Here is a 22888-nt window from a genome sequence, read left to right as displayed (position 1 = left end):
ACTGCCCGGAACGGGCGAAGTGCGGGACGCAGCCCGCGCGCCAGTCTTGTCGGACCTTCTGGGAGGGAGCATTTCATGCGTCCATCGGGCGTCGTACCTACGCTGTTATCGCGCGCAGCGCTCGCCGCCTTCCTGCTGCTGCCGACTGCTGCGCAGGCGCAGGCCGATGCCGGCCGCGACCGGTTCCGCGAAACCTATCAGGAGTTGATCGAGACCGACACGTCGCTCTCCAACGGCGATTGCACGCTGGCGGCGAACCGGATGAAGGCGCGGCTCGTCGCGGCCGGCTATTCCGAAAATCGGTTCCGCGTCGTCGTCCCCGAAAAGTTCCCGAAATTCGGTAATCTTGTCGGTGAAATCCCCGGTAGCGACCCCGGGGCGCCGGCGATTCTGCTCGTTGCGCACATCGACGTCGTCGAAGCCAAGCGCGAAGACTGGGAACGCGACCCGTTCAAGCTGGTTGAGGAAAACGGCTATTTCTTTGCGCGCGGTGCGATCGACGACAAGGCGATGGCGTCGATCTTCGTCGACTCGCTGGTCCGTTACCGTGAAGAGAAATTCAAACCGCGCCGCACAATCAAGCTCGCGCTGACCTGCGGCGAGGAAACCGATGCGGTGTTCGACGGGGTCGAATATCTGCTCGCGACCGAGCCCGGGACGCTGAAGGCCGGTTTTGCGATCAACGAGGGCGGCAAGGGCTGGCTCGACGACAAGGGCGCGCCGCGCACTTTCGGAATCCAGGTCGGCGAGAAAGTCTACCAGGATTTCACCCTCACCACGACGGGGCCGGGCGGACATAGCGCGCGGCCTCACCCGGACAATCCGATTACGCGGATGTCGGAGACGCTCGCGCGCGTCGGAAATTATCACTTTCCCGCCATGCCCGGCGACGCCGTGCGCAACTTCTTCGCGCGCTCGGCACCGCTCTATCCGGGAGAGAAGGGCGATGCGATGCGCATCGTCGGCGCGGGCAAGGATGATGCAGCCGCGCTCGACCTTCTGAGCAAGGCCGACCCGGTGTGGAACGCGATGATCCGCACTACCTGCACCAACACGCAGGTAGCGGGCGGCCATGCTCCCAACGCGGTGCCGCAGCGCGCGCAGGCGACGATCAACTGCCGCATATTGCCCGGTACCAGCATCGACACGATTCACAAGGCACTGGTCGATGTGGTCGCCGATCCCCGTATCGAGGTGACGCTCGCCGATGAACCTGGTCCGATCTCGGCTCCGCCGCCGCTGACGCCCGAAATCATGAAGCCGATCGAGAAGCTCGTCGCCGAAATGTGGCCGGGCGTGCCGGTAATCCCGAACCTCAGCACCGGTGCGACCGACGGTCGTTTCCTGATGGCGGCGGGCATCCCGACCTATGGCATTTCGGCGATTTTTGTCGACCCCGACGGCAATGGCGTGCACGGGCTTAACGAGCGCGTGCGGGTAAAGTCGCTATATGACGCGCGCCGGTTCCTCCACCGTCTCGTCAAGACATACGCGAGCGCGCGATGAAGGCCCTGAAGCCACAATTGCTGAAACTTCACCGCTGGGTCGGGTTGACCCTCGCGGTTCTGCTGACGATCCAGGGACTCAGCGGAATGTCGCTCGTCTTTCGCGACGAGATCGAGCGGGTGATCCATCCGGCGCTGGTGGTCGAACCGGCGGTCACGCGTGTACCGGTGCAGGTGCTGATGGACGCCGTCGAGGCGCGGCATCCAGGCGTGCCGGTCAGCCGCGCCGAATTTTCGGTGTGGGAAGACGGCGCTGTACTGTTCAAGCTGACCACGAAGGACGGAACGCGTTGGCTGACCGCGGTCGACCCCTATCGCGGCGTGATCGTCCGCGACGGAACGCTGGCGGCATGGCCGGGCGAATGGATGTTCCTGATCCATGACAGCCTGCTCGCCGGCCCGGTCGGCGAAACCATCGTGGGGATCGAGGGCCTCGGCCTCCTGTTTCTCGCACTGACCGGGCCGATCGTGTGGTGGCCGGGACGCAAGCGGTTCAAGCAAGGGTTCAAGGTGATCGCCGATCGCGGCGCCGACCTCAAATGGCGCACGCTGCACCGCGCGGTTGGCGCGTCGATCGCCGTCGTGCTTGTGATGTCGGCAACGACCGGGGTGCTGATGGTGTGGAAGCCCGAATTCCGTGACGTGCTTCGCATTTTCACGCCGGTGACTGACAAACCGGCGCCGAAAGTCGCCGAGCAACCCGGCGCGGCGATGGTTCCGCTCGATCGGTTGATCGCGAAGGCGCGCACCGAATATGGTGCAACCCCGCTTCGGCAGATCCGCTTTTCCAGCGAAGGCCGTGTCGCGGCGATCTTCCTCGAAAGCGACCTCACGATCCGCGCCGAGGGCGCCCGGCAAATCTATTACAACCGGTACGACGGCAGCGACGTAGGTCATTATGTCTCGGGCGCACTGCCGGTCGGGACCGAGATCGTCGATTGGCTGATTACACTCCATTCGGGGATGTTCGGGGGCACGGCTACCCGCCTGCTGATGGTGATCGCGGGCTTCTCGCTCGCCGGGCTTTCGGCGAGCGGGCTGTGGCTCTGGTATTCGCGAACGTCGCGGGGGCGCAAGCGGGGGCGGGCAGCGCGCGCGACCGTGAAGGCGGAGGGCGCCTGATGCGCGTTGTCCGTCCGATCGAAACGCGCGACGTCGCCGGGCTCGTCGACCTTGCCGAGAGTCTCGGTCCGGGCATGACGACACTGCCCGCCGACCGTGCCGTGCTTGGTGAGAAGGTCGAGCGGTCGGTCGCGAGTTTTGCCGGAACCATCGACCGCGCCGACGCGCATTATATGCTGGTGCTCGAGGATGGAGAGGGAGGATTGCTCGGTACCTCGGCGCTCTATCCGTCGGTCGGTGCGCCCTTCGGTTTCTTCTCGTACAAGCGGATCCGGCTCGTCCAGCGCAGCCAGGCAGTCGGCGCGACCTGCGACGTCGAGATGCTGACCCTCGCCAACGACTATACCGGCACGACCGAGGTCGGAACGCTGGCCGTGCGGCCAAGCGAGAAGGGCAGCGGGGCGGGGCGCCTGCTCGCGCGCGCGCGCTACATGCTGGTCGCGTCGCGGCCCGACCTGTTCGCGCCGCTGCTGATGGCCGAGATGCGCGGCTGGCAGGACGCCGAGGGGCGCAATCCCTTTTGGGATGCGGTCGGCGCGCGCTTCTTCAACATGGATTTTGCGACCGCCGACCGGCTGAGCGCGGTTCGCGGCGCCGATTTCATCGCCGAACTGCTGCCCAAGCATCCGATCTATATCGACCTGCTGCCCGATGCCGCGCGCGCGGTCATTGGCCGCCCGCACGATGCGAGCGCGCCGGCGAAGGCGCTGCTGATGCAGGAGGGCTTCCGCTACGAGGGCTATGTCGATGTGTTCGATGTCGGGCCGCAGGTGCATTGCGACCGTGACCAGATTGCGACAGTACGCCACTCGCGCTGCGGCCTTCCAGTATCGCTCTCGCCCAATTTTGCGCCGGGCGCATCCGAATATCTGGTGTGCACCGGTGATCTGAGCCGCTTTCGCGTCACGATGGCGCCGGCGCGACCGGGGCCGGGCGAGATCGCGATTGGCGACGATGCGGTGCGGGCGCTGGGAGCCGACCGGGGCGAGAAGCTTCGGTTGTCGCCCGTCCAATTGAGCCTCGTTACGTGAGAATGCGATGACCAGCCCGCTGATGAATGTCTATGCCCGCGCGCCACTTGCCTTTATGAAGGGCGAAGGCGTCTGGCTCCATAGCCGCGAGGGCGGCGAACCCTATCTCGATTGCGTCGCCGGGGTCGCGTCGAACGCACTTGGTCATTGCCATCCGGTGCTGGTCGCCGCACTGACCGAACAGGCGAACAAACTCTGGCATATATCGAACATGTTCGAGGTGCCTGGGCAGGATGCGCTGGCCGCGCGGCTGACTGGCGCCTGCTTCGCCGACACCGTCTTTTTCGCCAACACCGGGACCGAAGCGGTCGAATGCGCGATCAAGGTCGCGCGTCGCTATCATGCCGCGCGCGGCGACACGCACCGCCAGACGATCATCGGAATTCACGGCGCATTTCACGGGCGGACCTATGCCGCGCTCAATGCCGCCGGCAACGCCGCGCACCTCGACGGGTTCGGAGCGCCGATGGCCGGCTTCACCCATCGCTCGCCCGACGATTGGGCTTCACTCGCCGCCGCGATAGCCGATCCCGCGGCGGCCGCGGTGCTGATCGAGCCGGTGCAGGGTGAGGGCGGCGCTCGCACGATGACGGGGGGTTTCCTCGAAAGTCTGCGCGCGGCCTGCACCTCAGCGGGCGTTCTTTTGATCTATGACGAGGTGCAGAGCGGCATGGGGCGCACCGGACAGCTTTTTGCGCATCAGTGGTTTTCGGGCACCGAGCCCGACATCATGGCGGTGGCCAAGGCGCTGGGGTCGGGCCTTCCGGTCGCCGCCTGTCTCGCCACCGCCGAGGCGGCATCGGGAATGGCGCCAGGCGGTCACGGCTCGACCTTTGGCGGGAATCCGCTGGCGATGGCGGTTGCGATCGCGGCGTTCGACGAGATTGCGAAGCCCGAGACGCTCGATCATGTGCGGGCGCTGTCCGAGCATCTGCGCGGTAGCCTCGCGACGCTGGCGGCGGGCTGGCCCAATCTTATCACCGAAGTTCGCGGCAAGGGGTTGCTCATCGGGTTGAAGCTGGTGGTGAACAACCGCGCCTTCATCGCCGCAGCGCGCGAACAACGCCTGCTCGTTGCGGGCGGCGGTGACAATATCGTGCGGTTGCTGCCGCCGCTGACGATGAGCTTTGCCGAGGCCCACGACGTTGTCGCACGGCTCGAAGCGACGTGCGCGGCGATGACTGCAGCCGCCGAGGTCGCGGCATGAGCGCGTCCTTCGTTTCCATCGATCCGGCGAGCGGCGAAACCATATGGGAAGGCGCCGCGGCGTCGGCCGATGACTGCGCGCGTGCCGTTGCCGCGGCGCGAGCGGCGAGTCTCGCCTGGGCAGGGCAGTCCGCGGACGGACGCATCGCCGTTCTGCAACGTTATGCCGCGGTGCTGGGCGAACGACAGGCGGCGCTTGCCGAAACGATTGCCCGCGAAACGGGCAAACCCTTGTGGGAAGCTGAGACCGAAGTCGCGTCGATGATCGGCAAGGTCGGAATTTCGGTGAAGGCGATGGCCGAGCGCACCGGCGCGCGCGAAAGCGAAACGGCGTTCGGCCGTGCGCGGCTGGACCATCGGCCGCACGGCGTTATGGCGGTGCTTGGGCCGTATAATTTCCCCGGCCACCTGCCCAACGGTCATATCGTGCCGGCGCTGCTCGCAGGTAACACGATCGTCTTCAAGCCGTCGGAAGAAACACCGCTGGTCGGGCAATTGCTTGTCGAGGCACTCCACGCAGCGGGCGTGCCCAAGGATGCCGCGATCCTCGTTCAGGGCGGGCGTGACACCGGTGCGGCGCTGGTCGCGCAGGATATCGACGGGCTGCTGTTCACCGGCTCGGCGGGGGCAGGGGCGCATTTCCGCCGCCTGTTCGCGGACCGGCCCGAGGTGATCCTCGCTCTCGAACTCGGCGGCAACAATCCGCTGGTCGCGTGGGACGGCGATCCCGACGCTGCCGCCTCGATCATCGTCGCGTCGGCTTTCATCACCGCGGGGCAGCGCTGTTCGTGCGCGCGGCGGCTGATTGTGCCTGCGGGCGCCGCGGGCGACAAGATCGTCGATGCGGTCGCCGCGCTGACCGACCGTTTGCAGATCGGGGCATGGGATGACGCGCCCGAACCTTTCATGGGACCCCTGATTTCGGGGGTCGCCGCCGGGCGCGCGGCGGCCCAGGTCGAAACCCTGGTTGGGCTGGGCGCGCGGGTCATCCGCGCATTCGAACCTGTGGTCGGGCGCCCGGCGGCGTTTGTGCGGCCTGCAATCCTTGACGTCACCGGACTCGACGTTCCCGACGAGGAGATTTTCGCGCCGGTCTTGCAGGTTCGCCGCGTCGCCGGTTTCGATGCCGCAATGGGCGCAGTCAACGCGACGCGCTTCGGCCTGTCGGCGGGACTGATCAGCGACGATGATGCGATGTGGGCGCGTTTTCGCGTCGAAGCACGCGCGGGCGTGGTCAACCGCAACCGCGCGATCACCGGCGCCTCGTCCGACATGCCCTTCGGTGGAATCGGCGATTCGGGCAATCACCGGCCGAGCGCTTATTATGCCGCCGATTACTGTGCCTGGCCGGTCGCAACCCTCGAAGCCGATCGCGTGGTCGACCAACTGGCGACGCTCAAGGGCGTCGCCTGAGGGTCATTCCTCGTCGATGCGGGTGGTGACGCCGGTGGCGATCACCGTCCGCGTCGCGTCGACCGACGCATAGGTCCAGAAGATCACCAGCGGCTCGCTGCCCTCCAGGTTCAGGAAACAATGCGGCACCTCGGGCGGGATCCAGCTCGTGATCCCAGGCGCGACAGGAGTTTCGACGCCGTCGATATGCACCTTGCCGGTACCCGACATCACGACGACGCTTTCCTCGCAATTGTGGATGTGGAGCGGCACCGCGGCGCCCGGCGCGATCCGCGTGATGCCGTTGAGCATCGATTTCGACCCGCAGCCGGCGGTGACCAGCGGCGTCGTGACGACACCGTTGCCGCGATCCTTGACCGGCAGCCCTTCGGGAACAAGGATCTGCGGCGCGCTCATGCGGCATCCACCACGCGGATGGTCTTCATATTGGTAAACTCCTTCATCCCGGCCTCGCCGAGCTCGCGGCCGTAACCCGAACGCTTGATCCCGCCGAACGGCACACGTGGATCGGACGCGACCATCGCATTGACGAACACCGCGCCCGCATCGATCCGCCGGGCGAGAGCGCGGCCACGGTCGGCGTCGACCGTCCAGATCGACGCGCCGAGGCCGAAGCTTGTCCGGTTGGCGAGTGCGATCGCTTCATCGGCATCGGCGGCGCGGATGATCGCGGCGGCGGGGCCAAAGGTCTCCTCGTCGAACGCCGCCATGCCGGGCGCGACATGGTCGAGCAAAGTCGCGGGATAATAGAAGCCCGCACCATCGGGCATCGTGCCGCCGGTGCGGAGTTGCGCGCCCGAAGCAATGCTCCGCTGGACCTGGTCGTCGATCGCTGCGCGCAAATTTCCGCGCGCAAGGGGGCCGAGGGTGGTCGCAGCATCGCGCGGATCGCCGAGCCTGAGTTCGGCAATGCCTGCAAGGAAACGCTCGGCGAAGGCGTCGGCAACGCTAGCCTCGACGATGAAGCGCTTGGCATTGACGCAGCTCTGCCCGGCGTTGGTGAAGCGTGCGGTCACCGCGGTGCGTGCGGCGCGGTCGAGGTCGGCATCGGCGAGCACCACGAACGGGTCGGAACCGCCGAGCTCGAGGACCTGCTTCTTGAGAGCGGCGCCCGCCTGTCCTGCGACGATGGCACCGACCTCGGTCGATCCGGTCAGCGTCACCCCGGCGATGCGCGGGTCAGTGATGACGCGTGCGACGGCCGCGGGCTCGACGAACAGGTTTGCGAACAAGCCTTCGGGAAAGCCCGCTTCCGCTGCCAGTCGCTCGAGCGCGAGCGCCGATTGCGGGACGTTAGCGGCGTGCTTCAGGATCGCGCCATTGCCCGCCGCGAGCGCGGGAGCGAGGAAACGGACGACCTGCCACAGCGGATAATTCCACGGCATGATCGCGAGGATCACGCCAAGAGGTTCGAAGGCGAGCGTGGCGCCCGGAACTGCGGCGACCGGCGCATCGGCAAGCATCGCCGGAGCGTGTTCGGCGTAGAAGTCGCAGTTAAGTGCGCATTTCTCAACCTCGGCCATCGCCTCGGCCATCGGCTTGCCCATTTCGCTCGTGATCAGCGTGGCGAGCGTTTCGTTTTCGGCGCGAAACAGCGCGGCGAGGCGGGGAAGCAATGCCGCGCGTTCGTCGGCGGGTTGCCATCGCCACGCCGCCTGCGCGCGCGTCGCGCGTTCGAGCCGCGCGTCGATTTCGGTGGCGCTGTGGAGGTCGAAGCGTGCGAGCGTCTCGCCGGTCGCCGGATTGATCGTCGCGATCATAGCGCGGCGATCACGGCGTCGGTGAAACCGCGCGTATCGAGCGGCCCGCCAATGTCGCGCGTGCGCGTCGCCGGATCCGCGAGAGCGACCTCGATCGCTGCCTCGATCCGACGCGCGACATCGCCGAGTTCCGCGTCGCCGCGCTTGCGGCCAAGCCAGTCGAACAGCATTGCCGCCGACAGGATCAACGAGGTCGGATTGGCGATGCCTTGGCCGGCAATATCGGGCGCCGAGCCATGTTGCGCCTGCGCGACGCAAATATCGTCGCTCGCATTGATCGACCCGCCGAGGCCGAGGCTTCCACTCAATTCCGAGGCCTCGTCGGACAATATGTCGCCGAACATGTTGGTGGTGACGATGACGTCGAAGCGGTCGGGGCTACGGATCAGCAGCGCCGCGGCGGCGTCGACGATCACCTCGTCGAGCGTCACGTCGGGGAAGTCCGCCGCCACCGCGCGCACTTCGCGCAGGAACAGTCCGTCGGTGAGCTTGAGCACATTGGCCTTGTGCACCGCTGTGACCTTACGGCGGCGCTCGGCGGCGAGTTCGAAGGCGGCGCGTGCGACGCGGCGTACTGCGGTCGCGGTAATCTTGCGGATCGCAAAGGCGCTGTCGGCATCGGGCATGAACTCGCCCGGCCCCATATGCATCGACCGGTCGGCATAAAAGCCCTCGGTATTCTCGCGCACGATGACGAGGTCCATCGGTTTGCGCAGGATCGACAACCCCGCGCGCGCGCGGCACGGGCGGATGTTTGCGAACAGGTTGAAGTGGGTGCGCAGCTTCGCCGACGGGTTGGGCTGGCCCGTGGGATAGTCATAGTGCGAAACCGGCCCCAGGATGACCCCGTCGGCGCCCGGAATTGCATCGAGCACCGAGCCGGGAAGTGTGCTGCCCTGCGCCGCAAGGCTGGCAAGGCCGATGTCCATCGTTTCGAAGCGGATCGCGTCGCCGCCGGCGGCGCGGGCGATGGCGAGCGTGGCTTCGGTGATTTCGGGACCGATGCCGTCGCCGGGAAGCGTAAGGATATGAGTCATAAGCGCCTGTTGCACTCCCTTGGCTGTCATGTCGCTGACACGGCACGCCGTTTTTGCTTGAAAATTGCATTTTGTCGATTCAAGTCTTTGGCATGACCGAACGCTTGGCAGACCGGATCGCGCGGCAAATCGCCGACCATATCCGCATCGAGGGGCTGGGCGAGGGCGAGCATCTGGCCGCGCAAGCGCTTGCCGACCGCTTCCGCGTATCGCGCGCCCCGGTGACGGCGGCGCTGAAGGCGCTCGCTGCGGCGGGCATCGTCGAGGCTCAGGCGAACCGCGGCTTCTTCGTCAAGCGCGCTCCCGATAACGCCGTGGCGACGGGGCAAGGCGACGACCCGCTCTATGGCGCCATTGTCGAGGCGCGCTTGTCGGGCGTGCTGCCCGACCGGGCGAGCGAGAATGAAATGATGCGCCGCTTCGGTACGACCCGCGCACGGCTTCAGCGCGTGCTCGCGCAGATTGCCGAGGAGGGCTGGGTCGAGCGCCTTCCGGGGCATGGCTGGCTGTTTCTCGCGACGCTGCACACAGCCGAGGCTTATGAGCAAGCGTACCGGTTCCGCGCCACGATCGAGACCGAGGCGCTCCTGCAACCCGGATATCGCTTCGTCCCTGCCGAACTGGAGGAATTGCGCGCCGGCCAAAAGCGGTTGCTCGAAGGCGGGATCGTCCGTTTGCCGCGCGCCGGTCTGTACGAAATCAACGCGGGCCTCCACGAGACGCTCGTCGCCTGGTCGGGCAACCGCTTCTTCCTCGACGCGATCCGGCGTGTGAATCGCTTGCGCCGGTTGATCGAGTTTCGCGCCATCGCCGATCGTGCCCGGCTCGACCAGCAATGTCGCGAACATCTGGCGCTGCTCGACCTGATCGAGCGTGGCGACATGCTGCTCGCCGCCGACTTCCTGCGCCGCCATATCGGCCAAGCGCTCGATCAGAAGGTCGGGCTGGTCGAATAATTGCATTTTGAATTGACAAAAGTCATTAGCGGACCCAGCGGAGTTCGATAACCGATGAGGTGCAATCATGATTCTCGACACCGCGGGGCAGCAGCTTCGCATCATCGACCTTCCCGCCCGCTTGGGGCCCCGCCTGGCGACTATGCCGGTAATCCACCGGCTGGTGGCGGAAAACCTGTTGCGTGCCGGCGGCGCGGACGGCGCGGCGGCGTTTGCGGCGTGGATCGACGGCGGGCAGAAGGACGTCGAGCTGCCATTCCATCCCGGCCGCATCATGATGCACGACACGACCTGTGTCCCCGCGCTCGTGGATCTCGCTGCCGCGCGCGATGTGCTCGCGGCACGCGGCGGCGACCCGGCGCGGATCGATCCGGTTGTGCCAGTCGACGTATCGACCGACCATTCGCTCGCGGTCGACCATTTTGCCGATCCCGATGCGGCGCGGCTCAACATGGCACGCGAGCGCGAGCGTAACGCCGAGCGGCTGCGGTTGATGAAATGGGCGAGCGGGGCGTTCGACAAGCTGACCGTCCATCCGCCCGGCACCGGCATCATGCACACGCTGAACCTAGAGCGCCTCGCGAGCGTGGTACGCATCGAAGAGCGCGACGGCGTGGCGTGGGCGGTCCCCGACACGCTGATCGGCACCGACAGCCACACCCCGATGGCGAACGGCATCGGCGTGCTCGGCTGGGGTGTCGGCGGGCTGGAGGCCGAGGCGGCGATGCTCGGGCTGCCCGTGATCCTGCGCGTGCCCGATGTCGTCGGCGTGCGGCTGGTCGGCGAATTGCCGGCCGACGTGTTCGGTGCCGACCTTGCGCTGCTCGTGACGCAAAGACTGCGCACGCACGGGGTCGCAGGGCGCTTCGTCGAATATTTCGGCCCGGGTGTTGCCACCCTGTCGGCCGATACGCGTGCGGCGGTGGCCAATATGGCGCCCGAATATGGCGCAACCACCGGCTTCTTCCCGGTCGACCCGCGAACGATCGCCTACCTGCGTGAAACCGGCCGCTCGGGAGATGTCCTTGCACTGGTCGAGGATTATTGCCGCCGACAGGGGCTGTGGTTCGACCCCGCGGCTGAACCCGATTATACCGAGGTGCTGACGATCGATCTCGCCGACGTCGCGCGGGCCGCTGCGGGGCCGTCGCGCCCACAGGATCTGCGCGCCGTCGACGATACGGCGTCGCATATCACTTCGGGCGTCGCAGCGGGCGGCGTCCCCGCGGGCGCGATCGCGATCGCTGCGATTACCAGCTGCACCAACACCAGCGATCCGCGGATGCTCGTCGCCGCGGGGCTGCTCGCGCGCCATGCGGTCGCATCGGGGCTGACGGTGCCCGATTGGGTGAAGACGTCGCTTGCGCCCGGGTCGCCGGCCGCCGAGGCGCTGCTGCGCCGTGCCGGACTGATGGAGCCGCTCGAAGAATTGGGGTTCGGGATCGTCGGGGTCGGCTGCACGACCTGCATCGGCAATTCGGGGCCGCTGGTGCCCAAGATGTATGAGGCGATTGCCGGGGGCGTGGTGCCGGTCGCGGTGCTGTCGGGCAATCGCAACTTCCCCGGCCGCGTCCATCCCGACGTACGCGAAAGTTTTCTCCTGTCGCCGCCGATGGTCGTCGCCTTCGCCGTCGCCGGTGATGCGGCGCGCGACATTTTGCGCGATCCGATCGGTCATCGCGGCGACGGCACGCCCGTCCCACTCGACCACATCTGGCCCGATGCCGAGGAGATCGACCGCATACTCGCCGATGCGCGCGCGCCGCACGATGTGCAGCTTCGCTATGACGCCGCCGAAGCGAACCCGGCGTGGGTCGCGCTCGATGCGCCTGATGCCGCCTTGTTTCCGTGGGATGCGGGATCGACCTACCTGCGTCCGCCGCCTTTCGTTCGCGCCGACGCGCGGCCCACGCTGGAGGGCGCAGTGGCGAGGCCGCTCCTCGTGCTCGGCGACGACATCACGACCGATCATATTTCGCCGGCGGGTGCCATTCCGGCGGGCACACCGGCCGCGCGTTATCTGATCGAGCGCGGCGAGACACCGGGCGACCTCAACGTCTTTGCCGCGCGGCGCGGGAATTGGGAGGCGATGGTGCCCGGGTTGTTCACCAACCCCTCGGTCGACAATCTGCTGCGCCCGGGGATTGGGCCGGGCCGCACAATGCACGCGCCAAGCGGGGCGGAGATGACCCTGTGGGACGCGGCCGAACTTTACGCCGCCGAAGGCACGCCGCTGGTGATCGTCGCGGGTGACCGCTACGGCACCGGATCGTCGCGCGACTGGGCCGCCAAGGGACCGCAATTGCTCGGCGTGCGCGCGGTGATCGCTTCGAGCTTCGAGCGCATCCATCGGAGCAACCTGATCAACATGGCGGTGCTGCCGCTGACCGTCGCGCGCGAAGACGCGCTGGCGCTGCGCGAATTGTCGCCCGACGCGCTGATCGGCTTTCCCGCCACCGTGTCGCTGAAACCCGGCGCGCTCGTCACGCTGCGTGTCGAGGACCGGGGCGCGGTTCGGGATTATGCCGCACGCCTCGCGGCCGATACGCAGGCCGAATGCGATATCCTGGCGCACGGCGGCATGCTCCCCGCGCTGTTGCAGCGGCTGCTCGGCCACGCGGAGAAAGTCGTATGAATAAAATCTGCCTGCCCGTCATTGCAATGCTTCTCGCTTCGCCCGTGGCGGCACAGCCGGTCGAGGCCGAAATCTCCGAAAAGAGCGCACGCGAAGATGTCTTTCCGCAATCCGAAATCGCCTTTCGCGGCGATGTCGTCGCTTGGCCGCAGGTCGAGATTTCGAACCTCGACGGCTTCCGCCCCGTCCGCATGGATATCTATGCCCCCCGCGATCGCAGCAAGGCGCGCCCCGCGGTGCTCTGGATCCACGGCGGCGGGTGGAGCCGCGGCGATGCGAGGACATCGGGCGCCTATGCGAACTGGCCGGCGGTGCTCGCATCGCTCGCGGCGCGGGGCTTTGTCGTCGCCTCGCTCGATTATCGCCTCAGCGGCGAGGCAAAGTTCCCGGCGCAGATCCAGGACGTGAACGCCGCGATCCGGCACCTGCGTTCGCAGGCCGGCGCGCTCGGGATCGACCCGTCGCGTGTCTATCTGTGGGGCGGTTCGGCTGGCGGCCATCTCGCGTCGCTCGCCGCGCTCACTTGCGGCGCCGGCGAATATGATCCGCAGCCGTCGACCGGCCGGCTTTCGCGGAGCCAGATCAATGCGCTGAAGGGCAGCAAGGCGCCGCCGGTCGACGATTGCGTGCAAGGCGCGGCGCTATGGTACGGCGTCTTCGATCTCGAGCATGTGCCAAGTGTCAATGTCGCGGGCCTGCTTGGCTGCGACCCTGCAGCATGCCGCGATGTCGCGCGCGCGGCAAGCCCGCTGTACCGGATCGGCAAGAATGTACCGCCGATGCTGCTGATCCACGGGACGAAGGACGAGACGGTCGAGGTGTCGCAATCGAAAACGATGACGGCAGCGCTGCGCAACGTCGGCGCAAAGGCGGAATTGCTGCTCATCCCCGACGTCGATCACGGCCTGACGGGGAACTCGCCCCAAATCACGCGCGACGCCAATTTGCTTGCGCTCGGGCGAACCTTCGCCTTTTTCGAGTCACTCGCCGCGGGACGCTGAGAAGCTTTCTTTCATCCGCGCGAGGCGCATCAGGAGCAGCGCCGACAGCTTGGCGCGCTCGACGAGCGAGTCGACGATCATGAACTCGTGGTCCGAATGGATCGCACCCCCGCGCACGCCCAACGTGTCGACGACTGCCAGTCCGTGCGCTGCCAGATTATTGCCGTCGCACGCGCCGCCCGTCGCCTGCCAGGCGATATCGAGGTCGAGCGCGGCGCCGCAGTCGCGGACGAGATCGAACAGGCGCTGCTGGTGCGCGTCCATCGGCTTTGGCGGGCGCTGGACTCCGCCGTGGAGGTTGATTTCGACATCGTGACGGGCGGCGATTTCTGCAACAAGCCGGTTCAGCGTACCCAGCAGCCACGGCTGATCGGCAGGATCGGCGAGGCGGACGTTGAAGCGCAGAACGGCGCGGTCGGGCACAATGTTTTCGGGGCCGCCGCCGTCGATTCGTGCCGGATTGACAGTCAGATCGGGCCGCGCGCCGGTCAGTGCGGCGATCCGCCCCGCGAGTTCGGCCGCCGCGACGATTGCGTTGCGGCCATCGTGCGGATTGCGGCCGGCATGCGCGGCGCGGCCGGTGATCGCTGCGGCGAAATTGGCGCAGCCCTTGCGCGCGCCAGCAAGTACGCCTTCGGGGGTCGCCGAGGGTTCGTACGCCAAACCGACGGTGCAACGCTGCGCGACCTCGGCGAGCAGCGGCTCGGACCCGACCGAGGAGACTTCCTCGTCGGCATTGACGATGACCTCGACCCCGAGGCGGTCGGCGAGCGAGGTTTGCGACAGCGCCTCGATCGCGGTCAGCATCACGACAATGCCGCCCTTCATGTCGGCGACGCCGGGGCCACGAACGGTCTTGTCGTCGATCCAGTCGGGGACCTGGAACGGATGATCGATGCCGAACACCGTATCCATATGCCCGACGAGAAGCACCCGGTTTGCGGCGCCCGCGGCATCACGGCGGAAATGGAGGTTGCGGCCATGCTGTACCGGCTGGAGATCGCCGCGCGCATCGGGGTAGGCGAAGGGCGCGGGGTCGCGCAGTTCGATCGTCCCGCCAAGCCGGTCCATCTCGCCGCCGATCAACTCTGCCATATGGTCGAGCCCGGCGAGGTTGAAGCTCCCTGAATTGATCGCCGACCAGGCGAGCGTGCGTTCGAGCAGTGCCGGACCGAGCGTCTCGATCCAGGCGAGGGCGTCCGCTTCGTCGCGGCCGATATCGGTGATCGTCATGATATCATCCTATGATCGGCGGCTTTCATCGCGCTGTCGCGACAGCGGCAGGACAGAATACCGCCCCTAAATGAAGGCGAAGGGAGCCATGATGAGCAAAGCTTTGGATCGCGCGGTGGGCACCACCGCATTCGGCGCCGATGTCGCGGGCTACGCCGCTGGGCGGCTCGATTATCCCCGCGAAGTCTTCGCTATTCTGACCGAATGTTGCGGCTTGGCGCCGGGCGTGAATGTGCTCGAAATCGGGCCGGGCACGGGGCAGGCGACGCGCGAATTGCTCGACGCGGGCGCGGCGCGGGTCGTGGCGGTCGAGCCCGATCGCGAACTGTCGGCGCATCTGCGCGATTGGGGCGAGGCACGGCTGCAGGTCATGACCATGCCCTTTGGACCCGCCGTGCCGGGCGATGGCAGCTTCGACCTGATCGTCGCTGCGACCGCCTTCCACTGGCTCGAGGCTGGACCGGCGCTCGGCGATGTGCGGCGGCTGCTGAAACCCGGCGGCGGTTTTGCGATGTGGTGGAACGTCTTTAGCGAGCCGGGCGAAGACCGCTTGTTCGATGCCTTGTTCGACGGGCTGGCGCGTCCGCCGTCGATGCTGTCGGACCAGCATTATTCGCTCGACGCCGCCGCACGCGCCGCCGACCTCGCCGCGGCGGGTCTGACCGGGATCGAGCATGTCATGCTGGAACGCCGCATCGCGATGACGCCCGCGTCGCTGCGCGCGCTCTTCGCGACCTTCTCGGCCGTTCGGCACTTGCCGCAGGAGCAACGCGAGGCGCGGCTGGATGCGGTGGAAGCGCAGGCGTCGCGCGAACGCGGCGAGCGGTTCGAGCGGGTGTTCCGGACGCCGCTGTACATCGCGCGATCGCCCGGCTGACGGCTTCAGGCAATCGTCCGCAAGAACAGATCGAGCGCGATGTTGCGGCCGCACAGCACGACCGCGACCTTGCGCCCCCGGTATTTTGGGGCCTGCTGGACGAGCCCGGCGAAGGCGACGCCCGCCGCCCCCTCGATCATCCAGCGCTCGGTCTCGGCGATGCGCTTCATCGCTGCGGCGATCTCGGCCTCGCCGACGACGATCCGCGTGTCGATCACCTTCTGGCACGCCGGGAAGGTGATCGAGCCGGGCTCGATCGCGCCAAGCGTGCCGTCGGACAGCGTCGGATATTCCGGCGTCGGGACGATCTCGCCCGCTTCCAATGCGCGCAGCATGCAGAGCGATGCTTCGGGCCAGACGCCGACGACGTCGATGCCGGGGCGCAGCGCGTGGAGCGCGGTTCCCGCGCCGCCCATCAGTCCGCCCGCGCCGACCGCGATGAACACCGCGTCGAGATCGGGGTCCTGCTCGATGAGCTCGATGCCGATCGTCCCCTGGCCCGCCATCACCGCGGGATCGTTATAAGGGGAGATATAGGTGCGTCCCTGTTCCTCGCCGGCGCGGCGCGCTGCGCGTTCGGCGTCGCCCGCCGGGCCGTCGATCACGACCACCTCGGCACCGTGCGCCTCGATGCCGTCGACCTTCATCCGCAGCGCATCATTGCCGACATAGACGGTCACCGGCACCCCGGCGAGCGCTCCCGCGCGCGCGACCGCCATGCCGTGATTGCCGGTCGAAGCGGTGAGCACCCCGCGCCGTCGCGCCTCGTCGCCCAGCGTGCGGACCTTGTTCGTGGCACCGCGGATCTTGAACGATCCCGTCGGCTGCTGGAAATCGAGCTTGAGCGAGACGTCGCAGCCGAGCAGTTTTGAAAGCGCTGGGCTCGGCTCCAGCGGCGTGACCGCAACCTGCGGCCGGATCGCGGCATGGGCCTCGCAAATCTGTTCGAAAACGGGGGCCATGCTGCGCTCCATCGTTCCATTGCGTGATGAAACGAGCCTGACCAATATCGGGGTAGCGAGCCATCCCCCTTGGGAGGGGTCAATTGGCGCGGCGGTTCCGCGCGAACAGCTCGGCGAGGGAGCCGACCCGCAGCTTGCGGAAAATCTGCTTGCGATGATCCTTGACCGTGTGGCGGCTGATCCCGAGCCGCAGTGCGATCGCCTCGCTCGAACAGCCTGCGACCATCAACTCATACACCTCGCACTCGCGCGCCGACAAATGCTCGTGGGCCGAGGCTGGGCTGGAAAAACGGCCGTGACGCTCGAAGGCGGCGGTCACCGGCCCCGAGAGATCGCCCAGCGCACGCAGATGGTCAGGGGACAACGGGGCACGCGCGCGTTCGCGATAGAAGCTGAGTTCGACGATGCCGCCCCACGCGGAGACATAGAGCCCGATTTCCTCGCAGCGTTCGGGCCAGCCAAGCGTGCGGAAGCCCATTTCCTCTTCCGACGTCCAGACCAGATAGGTGTCGGAGCGACTGCCGCCATCGATCGCGAAATCGCTCGCGCGTACCGCGCCCAACGTCGGCACGGGATGGACCATCGGGCTCATGCCGTGCGTATGATGGACGTAATTGGCGAGGCCTTGCCCGAAGCCCGCAGGCGCAAATCCGTCGAAGAGCAGTTCGGCACGCGCGTCGGCCCGGTGGAGAATGGCTGCCGCCAGGTCAAAGCCGATCGCTATACGCAGGCGCTCGGCGGTGGCGGCGATAAAGCCGGCTTCGCCGATCGCGCCGATGATATCGGTCAGTGCGGACTGCATCGTCAGGGCCTCATCCCTCCGTCGGGGGATGGACTATCGTGGGAAAGCTGACACGAACTTGTCGCGTAACGGCAGGAAAGAAGTCATGCGGATCGTCGAATTGCCCGAGATACTGGACGCGCTGGACGAGGCGGCGGCGCTCGTCGCGGTCGAGGAGGGGTTCCGCCGCCTCCATCGCGGCAGTGCGCAACTCGCCGAGGTCGGGCATCTGAATTTCATCGACCCGCCCGGCGACTGCCATGTGAAGGGCGGATATTTCGCCGGCGACGACGTCTTCATCTTCAAATTCGCGACGAGCTTCTACCGCAATCCCGAACGGGGGCTTTCGTCGAGCAACGGTTGCATGATCGTCGTGAGCGCGAAGACCGGCGAGCAGCTCGCGATGCTCAAGGATCAGGGCGTGCTCACTGATATGCGCACCGCGATGGCAGGCGCGATCGCGGCGCGCGCGATCGCGCGTCCGGGTTCGACGGTGCTGGGTATCGTGGGAACCGGCATCCAGGCGAAGATGCAGGGCGAGATGATCGCGAGCCTGCTCGGTCTGGACGAAATCCTCGTCTATGGCCGCAGCACCGAGAAGGCCGTTGCGCTCGCCGGGGAATTAGGGGGCGAGGCGGTCGATCTGGCCGAACTGTGCGTCCGTGCCGACCTGATCGTCACGACGACGCCCTCGACCGCACCGGTGCTGACCGCTGATCTGGTACGACCGGGCACAAGGATCGTCGCGGTGGGTGCCGACACCCCGGGCAAGCAGGAACTCGAAACCATACTGACCGCCAAGGCCCGCCTGATCGTCGATTCAGCGGTGCAATGCGCGCATCATGGCGAAGCGGGCTGGCCGATCCGCGCCGGGCTGATCGCACCCGATGCGTTCGTCGAACTCGGCGCGCTGCTCGAAAATCCCGTCGCCTTTGCCGATGACGAGATCGTCGTTGCCGACCTCACCGGCGTTGCGGTGCAGGACATCGCGATCGCCAAGACGGTGTGGGAACGGCTGAAGAGTTAAGCCGACACAGCCAAAGAATATTCGTCGCCCCCCCGCCTTCGCGGGAGCGACGTTCAAGCCGGTCGATCTTTACCCGCGCAGCGCCGCTGAAATCGCGACCAGCCCCGCTTCCATTTCCTCGCGCGTCGGCCAGCCGTAGCCGAGGCGGAAATAGGTGTCGGGCAGATCGAACCAATGGCCCGGCGCGACATAGGTGCCATGATCATTGAGCAGTCGTTCGTAAAAGGCCGCGACGCCGCCCGCCGGTTCGCCGCGCATGCGCACGAAACCCACAACCCCGCCCGACGGCTCGTTCCATTCGAGCAGTTCCTCGCCCGCCATCCATTCGATCATCCGCGCGCGCCGCGCCCCCATCTCGGCGAGCGTTTCGGCGAGCACCTTGTCCTTCTGCGACAGCAATTGCTCGGCGATCCATTCGTCGACGACGCTGCCGCAAATCGCGATCTGCTCTTTCGCGGCGAGAAAGATTTCGTGCAGTTCGGGGTTCCGGACAATCAGCCAGCCCATGCGCGTGCCCGGAATGCCATAGGACTTCGACAGCGACGATACGCTGATCACATGGCTGCCGAGCGTCGCGGCGAGCGGCGTGAGCGTCCCGAAACAAAGCTCGCGATAGGTTTCGTCGACCACCAGATAGGCGCCGACCTCCGCGGCGATATCGGCCAGGCGCCGCAATTCCGCCTCGTCGGACAATATGCCGCTCGGATTGTGCGGGTGGGTGATACTGATGATCTTGGTTTTCGGTGTTACCGCAGCGGCGATCTGGTCGACGTCGGTGCGAAAGCCGGTGTCGAAGGTCAGGTCGATATAGCTGATCTCGCATCCGATCGCGCGCGGTGTCTCGAGGTTGAGCCCGTAGTTCGGTCGCACGACGACGATATGATCGTCCGGCGAAAGCAGCGCGGTCGCGATGATGAACAGCGCCCCCGCGGCGCCTGTCGTGACGAGCACATCGTCGGCAGTGAGGCCCGCGCCATCGCGCGCGATCAGCGCGCGCAGCGAAGTGCTGCCGCGATGCTCGGTATAGAGCAAAGTGAGGTCGGGAATGGTCAGCCCAAGGTCGGACAATTTGCGGTCCGAAATCGAGCTTTCGGCCAGATTGTTGCGGATATTCCCGTACCCGAACTCTTCGGGAGATTCGACCTCGATCGGAAGTCTTGCATAACGCATGGCGGCACCTCGGTAATGTGGAGCCTGGACCATGGGAGAATTGGCGACATCGCGCTATCCCTCCTCCGGGGGATGCTGGACCGCAACAATCAATCGGTCGGCGACAGTGGGCCGGACATTGGCGACGCGCTTCCGCGTCCGACACGCCGTCAGGACGCGCCACTTCAGACGACAGCTTCGCGCGGCAAACATTCTCCGTCTGTACGACCCGTCAGCGAGCCCTTCGCCTACCCCCCCCCGTTCGGCTGACTTCTGTCTGACAGCGCGCCGATGGTAACCGGAACGGAAGGGGATGGCGGTAAAGCTCAGGCGAGGATTGCGATCACCGGGACACGCATCAGAAGCTCACCATGAAGGCGAGGCGGATGCGATCGAGCCAGTCGTTCGATTGCCCGATCCCGGGGAATGCCTGATCGAGCTGGCGATAGTGATACCAGAGAAGATCGAGCTGGAGGTGCGGAGCCGGAACATAATTGATGCCGACGCCGTGCAGCTTGTAGTTGGTAGAAAGGTCGATGTTGTCGTGGCTGAACGCGGCGAGCACCGAGTCCACTTCAACTTCCGAATAATTATAGGCGACCTTCCAGTCGCCGGGCTTGGCGGTCCGTCCGGCCGCCAGTTCGAGATTGAAGGCTGTGTCGCCCGAGACCGCCGCACCCAGGTTACGGACATAATCCGCCGTGAAGCTGACCGGCCAGCGTTCCGAAGCGCCCTTCCAGTTGAGCGTGCCGATGCCCTCGATCAGGTGGTAATCGGAAAGGTAACGGCCGCCCGCGATCAGGTTGCCCCTGAAATCGCCCGCGTCGGCCCCGGCGACCGATCCCAGGCGATAATGATAATAGCTGCCCGTCAGGCCCGCCTTGAAGTCGGACCCGAGCGGGGCCGACAGCGCAAGCTGGCCGCCGAGCATATCGCTGTCGCGCGCGACAGCGGCCTCGTCGATCACGAAATAGAGACCCCGGGCATCGACGCGCGGGCCGCCCAGGTCGGCGCCATAGGCGAGCGCGACGCCCTGTGGCGAGACGTCGCCATCCCACAGCATGTCGGTGCGCTGGAAGACTTGCGGAAACTTGCCGGCGTAAGCGGTCAGGCCGCCATTGGTATAGCGGATCCATGCCTGGTCGAGCGATACAGCGAAGTCATCGACGAAATTGCCGAGCGTCACGTCGGTCGAGTTCGGATCGTCGGGATCACCGGTGGCAATCTGTGTGCCAACGGCGAAATGATCGCTCACGGCATAGGTCGCGCGCACGCGGGCGCGAACTGCCGTGCGCGAACGGTCCCGGCCATCGACGAAGTTCCATTCCTGCCGGACGCGCATGTCGCCGCTGACGTCGAGGCCCGGGATCCGGAAGTCTCCCGAAGCGGTGGAGGCTGTGCTCGCCGGGGTCGCGCTTGCCGCCGCCACCGGGGCGGTCGCCGGGGCAGGAAGGGTCGGAACGGGTGCGGGCGGCGCCTTTTGATCGAGCATCGTAGCCTGGGTCGCGACGAGCGCCTCGAGCTGCGCAATTCGTTCGTCCTGGGCAGCCAGCCTTTTCTCGAGCGCGGAGAGCCGGTCTTCCTGTGCAAAGGCGGCGGGCGCCATGGACAGCGCCGTGGCGGCAAGCAAAACGATACGAATATGCATGTTCAATCCCCTTGCGGCTTCGGTCACATACCGAAGCTGATATTGCGGCGCCGACCCCGATCGGCTGCCCGATGGTGCCCCGGGACGAATTGGCTCTCGCAAGTCGGCGGGACACGCCGCTTGACCTTCACCCGATGTTGGCGCGTCCCCCCTTAGTGCTCCTGACTGACACTAGCCTGACATGCCGCCCGGTCGCGCGATCGACCTGATACTGTCCGGCGCGCGCGGAGAACCGATAGCGGGTGACGGATGCAGCATTCGGCGATCAAGTCAGAAGCCCGCAAGACTGAAGCTCGCCTCGGCGCGAAGACCCAAGAGAAGGGCAGCCGGAATATTGCGGTCGGCCGAAGGATTATGGATGTAGTGGACGCTCGGCTGGATCGCGAGCCAAGGTGTCATCTGGGTACGATAGGTCGCCTCGATGGCGACTTCGGCCGATGAAGCGTCCGCCGCCGCCCGGTAGCTATCCGACGTGAAGCCTGCGGCCACCGCGACACCGAACTCGTCGTCGGGCCGGCCGGGGATCCAGCCGCTGAATTTGAGGCCGCCGCCTGCGAAGCTGTCGAACATGTTGTACCGCCCCCGCGCCGCGCCGAGGCGAAAGAAGCCGTCGACCTTCCGGTCGCCCGACGAGACGAGCGGATATTCGCCCCGGACATAGGTGCCGTGGTTGCCCTTGGCCGGGTCGCTGCCGTCATTCGGCTCGAAGCGCGCCGTATATTGCCAATGACCGAGGAGCAGCTTGCCTCCGCCGACGGGCGCCTGCAGTTCGCCGACGAGGAGGGCGCCGTCGCCGCCGCCCAGCCGCACGACGGTGCGCCCCGGATGATCGGGATCGCCAGGTACGCCGTCGAGAACCGCCGCGCGGATCGCCCAGCCCTCAGCGGGTTCGACCTGCAGCCGCGCTGCGAGCGAGGTGCTGGGGAAAATCGAGGGGCCATTTTGTCCGGACTGCGCAAAGTCGGTCCCGATGCCATTCGGGCTGCTGACGAACAGGCCCGCGGCCTCGAGCGAGTCGAATTCCGAATTGAGATCGTAGAGGCCAGCGCGCAGTGACAGCGTGTCGCCGATCTTCTGGTCGATCCAGGCTTCGTAGAGCCGGAGCGCCGACACGCCGGTCTCGATATTGCTCACGGCATGGGCGTCGCCGGCCAGTTCGCTGATCGAACGACCGTTGTTATAAAGGCCGTAGACGTGGATCTGGGCGCCGCGCCAGCCCGCAAGCCGTTCGAGATCGGCTTCGAACACGATATCGAGGTTATCGAGATAGCGCGTGCCGCGACGCAGCCCGCCCGACGCATTTCCCATCACCTCGCCGGTATAGGTGAGTTGCAGCAGGAGCGGGCCGTGCTCTTCGTCGATCTCCTCGCGCGCATGGGTATGGCTGTGCGGAATATGGCTCGCCGTCCGGCCTTCTGATGGGTCCAAAGGCGCCGCCGCGAGCGCGAGCATGGTAGCAGGGACCAGCATCAAGGCCTCGCCCTCTTTCCGGCCGCGGCCAACAGACACCAATCTTCCATAGACATACTCATTATCTCCTCTCGC

Annotated in this window: 19 protein-coding genes; 10 read left to right on the top strand and 9 right to left on the bottom strand. The window is 66.4% G+C overall.

The window, feature by feature from the left end; all coding sequences use genetic code 11:
• Positions 1-75: 75 nt before the first annotated feature.
• From JHC57_RS01205 to astD, 5 genes are read left to right on the top strand one after another with little or no spacing between them, the layout of a single operon-like run.
• Entirely contained in the window at positions 76-1506 is a 1431-nt protein-coding gene (locus JHC57_RS01205) for a M20/M25/M40 family metallo-hydrolase (RefSeq protein ID WP_294027949.1), read from the top strand.
• Positions 1503-2627 carry a PepSY domain-containing protein gene (locus JHC57_RS01200; protein WP_294027948.1) on the top strand — a complete coding sequence of 375 codons (1125 nt, stop codon included), beginning with the start codon at positions 1503-1505 and terminating at the stop codon, positions 2625-2627. The genes JHC57_RS01205 and JHC57_RS01200 overlap by 4 nt, the downstream gene beginning before the upstream one ends.
• Positions 2627-3658 (top strand): arginine N-succinyltransferase, encoded by a 1032-nt coding sequence (locus tag JHC57_RS01195; protein WP_294027947.1) that lies wholly within the window; start codon positions 2627-2629, stop codon positions 3656-3658. The genes JHC57_RS01200 and JHC57_RS01195 overlap by 1 nt, the downstream gene beginning before the upstream one ends.
• Positions 3659-3665: 7 nt before the next feature.
• Entirely contained in the window at positions 3666-4865 is a 1200-nt protein-coding gene (locus tag JHC57_RS01190) for an aspartate aminotransferase family protein (protein ID WP_294027945.1), read from the top strand.
• On the top strand, positions 4862-6277 hold the full coding sequence (gene astD, locus JHC57_RS01185) for a succinylglutamate-semialdehyde dehydrogenase (protein ID WP_294027944.1): 1416 nt from the start codon (positions 4862-4864) through the stop codon (positions 6275-6277). Before JHC57_RS01190 ends, astD begins: the two co-directional genes overlap by 4 nt.
• Before the next feature lie 3 nt (positions 6278-6280).
• Here astD and JHC57_RS01180 read toward each other — a convergent pair whose 3' ends face one another.
• Genes JHC57_RS01180 through JHC57_RS01170 form a run of 3 tightly spaced genes read right to left on the bottom strand, consistent with a single transcriptional unit; the run spans position 6281 to position 9074 of the window.
• Positions 6281-6673, bottom strand: a complete 393-nt coding sequence (locus JHC57_RS01180; RefSeq protein WP_294027942.1) for a cupin domain-containing protein — start codon at positions 6671-6673, stop codon at positions 6281-6283.
• On the bottom strand, positions 6670-8037 hold the full coding sequence (locus tag JHC57_RS01175) for an NAD-dependent succinate-semialdehyde dehydrogenase (protein WP_294027941.1): 1368 nt from the start codon (positions 8035-8037) through the stop codon (positions 6670-6672). Before JHC57_RS01175 ends, JHC57_RS01180 begins: the two co-directional genes overlap by 4 nt.
• Positions 8034-9074 carry an isocitrate/isopropylmalate family dehydrogenase gene (locus tag JHC57_RS01170; protein WP_294027939.1) on the bottom strand — a complete coding sequence of 347 codons (1041 nt, stop codon included), beginning with the start codon at positions 9072-9074 and terminating at the stop codon, positions 8034-8036. The genes JHC57_RS01175 and JHC57_RS01170 overlap by 4 nt, the downstream gene beginning before the upstream one ends.
• A gap of 92 nt (positions 9075-9166) precedes the next feature.
• Between JHC57_RS01170 and JHC57_RS01165 the strand changes: the two genes are divergently transcribed.
• The 3 genes from JHC57_RS01165 to JHC57_RS01155 all read left to right on the top strand — a co-directional run bounded on the left by JHC57_RS01165 (position 9167) and on the right by JHC57_RS01155 (position 13666).
• On the top strand, positions 9167-10030 hold the full coding sequence (locus JHC57_RS01165) for a GntR family transcriptional regulator (RefSeq protein WP_294027937.1): 864 nt from the start codon (positions 9167-9169) through the stop codon (positions 10028-10030).
• A 67-nt stretch (positions 10031-10097) separates the two neighbouring features.
• Positions 10098-12665 carry an aconitate hydratase AcnA gene (acnA, locus tag JHC57_RS01160; protein ID WP_294027935.1) on the top strand — a complete coding sequence of 856 codons (2568 nt, stop codon included), beginning with the start codon at positions 10098-10100 and terminating at the stop codon, positions 12663-12665.
• Positions 12662-13666, top strand: coding sequence for an alpha/beta hydrolase (locus JHC57_RS01155; protein ID WP_294027933.1), 1005 nt, complete (start codon positions 12662-12664; stop codon positions 13664-13666). Before acnA ends, JHC57_RS01155 begins: the two co-directional genes overlap by 4 nt.
• On the opposite strand, the gene JHC57_RS01150 is transcribed toward JHC57_RS01155, so the two are convergent.
• On the bottom strand, positions 13646-14899 hold the full coding sequence (locus JHC57_RS01150) for a hydrolase (protein ID WP_294027931.1): 1254 nt from the start codon (positions 14897-14899) through the stop codon (positions 13646-13648). The two genes, JHC57_RS01155 and JHC57_RS01150, sit on opposite strands and share 21 nt — an antisense overlap.
• A 91-nt stretch (positions 14900-14990) precedes the next feature.
• Here JHC57_RS01150 and JHC57_RS01145 point away from each other — a divergent pair, with 91 nt between their 5' ends.
• Positions 14991-15776, top strand: a complete 786-nt coding sequence (locus JHC57_RS01145; RefSeq protein WP_294027930.1) for a class I SAM-dependent methyltransferase — start codon at positions 14991-14993, stop codon at positions 15774-15776.
• Between the two features lie 5 nt (positions 15777-15781).
• On the opposite strand, the gene JHC57_RS01140 is transcribed toward JHC57_RS01145, so the two are convergent.
• Entirely contained in the window at positions 15782-16738 is a 957-nt protein-coding gene (locus JHC57_RS01140; RefSeq protein ID WP_294027928.1) for a threonine/serine dehydratase, read from the bottom strand.
• A 79-nt stretch (positions 16739-16817) separates the two neighbouring features.
• The gene (locus JHC57_RS01135; protein WP_294027927.1) at positions 16818-17540 is read right to left on the bottom strand and encodes a helix-turn-helix transcriptional regulator; all 723 of its coding nucleotides are present in this window, start codon (positions 17538-17540) and stop codon (positions 16818-16820) included.
• 85 nt (positions 17541-17625) lie between these two features.
• Between JHC57_RS01135 and JHC57_RS01130 the strand changes: the two genes are divergently transcribed.
• Positions 17626-18546, top strand: coding sequence for a hypothetical protein (locus tag JHC57_RS01130; protein WP_294027925.1), 921 nt, complete (start codon positions 17626-17628; stop codon positions 18544-18546).
• A gap of 69 nt (positions 18547-18615) precedes the next feature.
• On the opposite strand, the gene JHC57_RS01125 is transcribed toward JHC57_RS01130, so the two are convergent.
• The 3 genes from JHC57_RS01125 to JHC57_RS01115 all read right to left on the bottom strand — a co-directional run bounded on the left by JHC57_RS01125 (position 18616) and on the right by JHC57_RS01115 (position 22813).
• Complete coding sequence (locus tag JHC57_RS01125) at positions 18616-19716, bottom strand: pyridoxal phosphate-dependent aminotransferase (RefSeq protein WP_294027924.1); 1101 nt, start codon at positions 19714-19716, stop codon at positions 18616-18618.
• 337 nt (positions 19717-20053) lie between these two features.
• Positions 20054-21343, bottom strand: a complete 1290-nt coding sequence (locus JHC57_RS01120; protein WP_294027922.1) for a putative porin — start codon at positions 21341-21343, stop codon at positions 20054-20056.
• Positions 21344-21613: 270 nt separating this feature from the next.
• Positions 21614-22813, bottom strand: coding sequence for a carbohydrate porin (locus JHC57_RS01115; protein WP_294027921.1), 1200 nt, complete (start codon positions 22811-22813; stop codon positions 21614-21616).
• Positions 22814-22888 lie beyond the last annotated feature (75 nt).

Source organism: Sphingopyxis sp., assembly GCF_016463645.1.
Taxonomy (GTDB): domain Bacteria; phylum Pseudomonadota; class Alphaproteobacteria; order Sphingomonadales; family Sphingomonadaceae; genus Sphingopyxis.
This window is presented reverse-complemented; position numbering and strand designations above follow the sequence as displayed.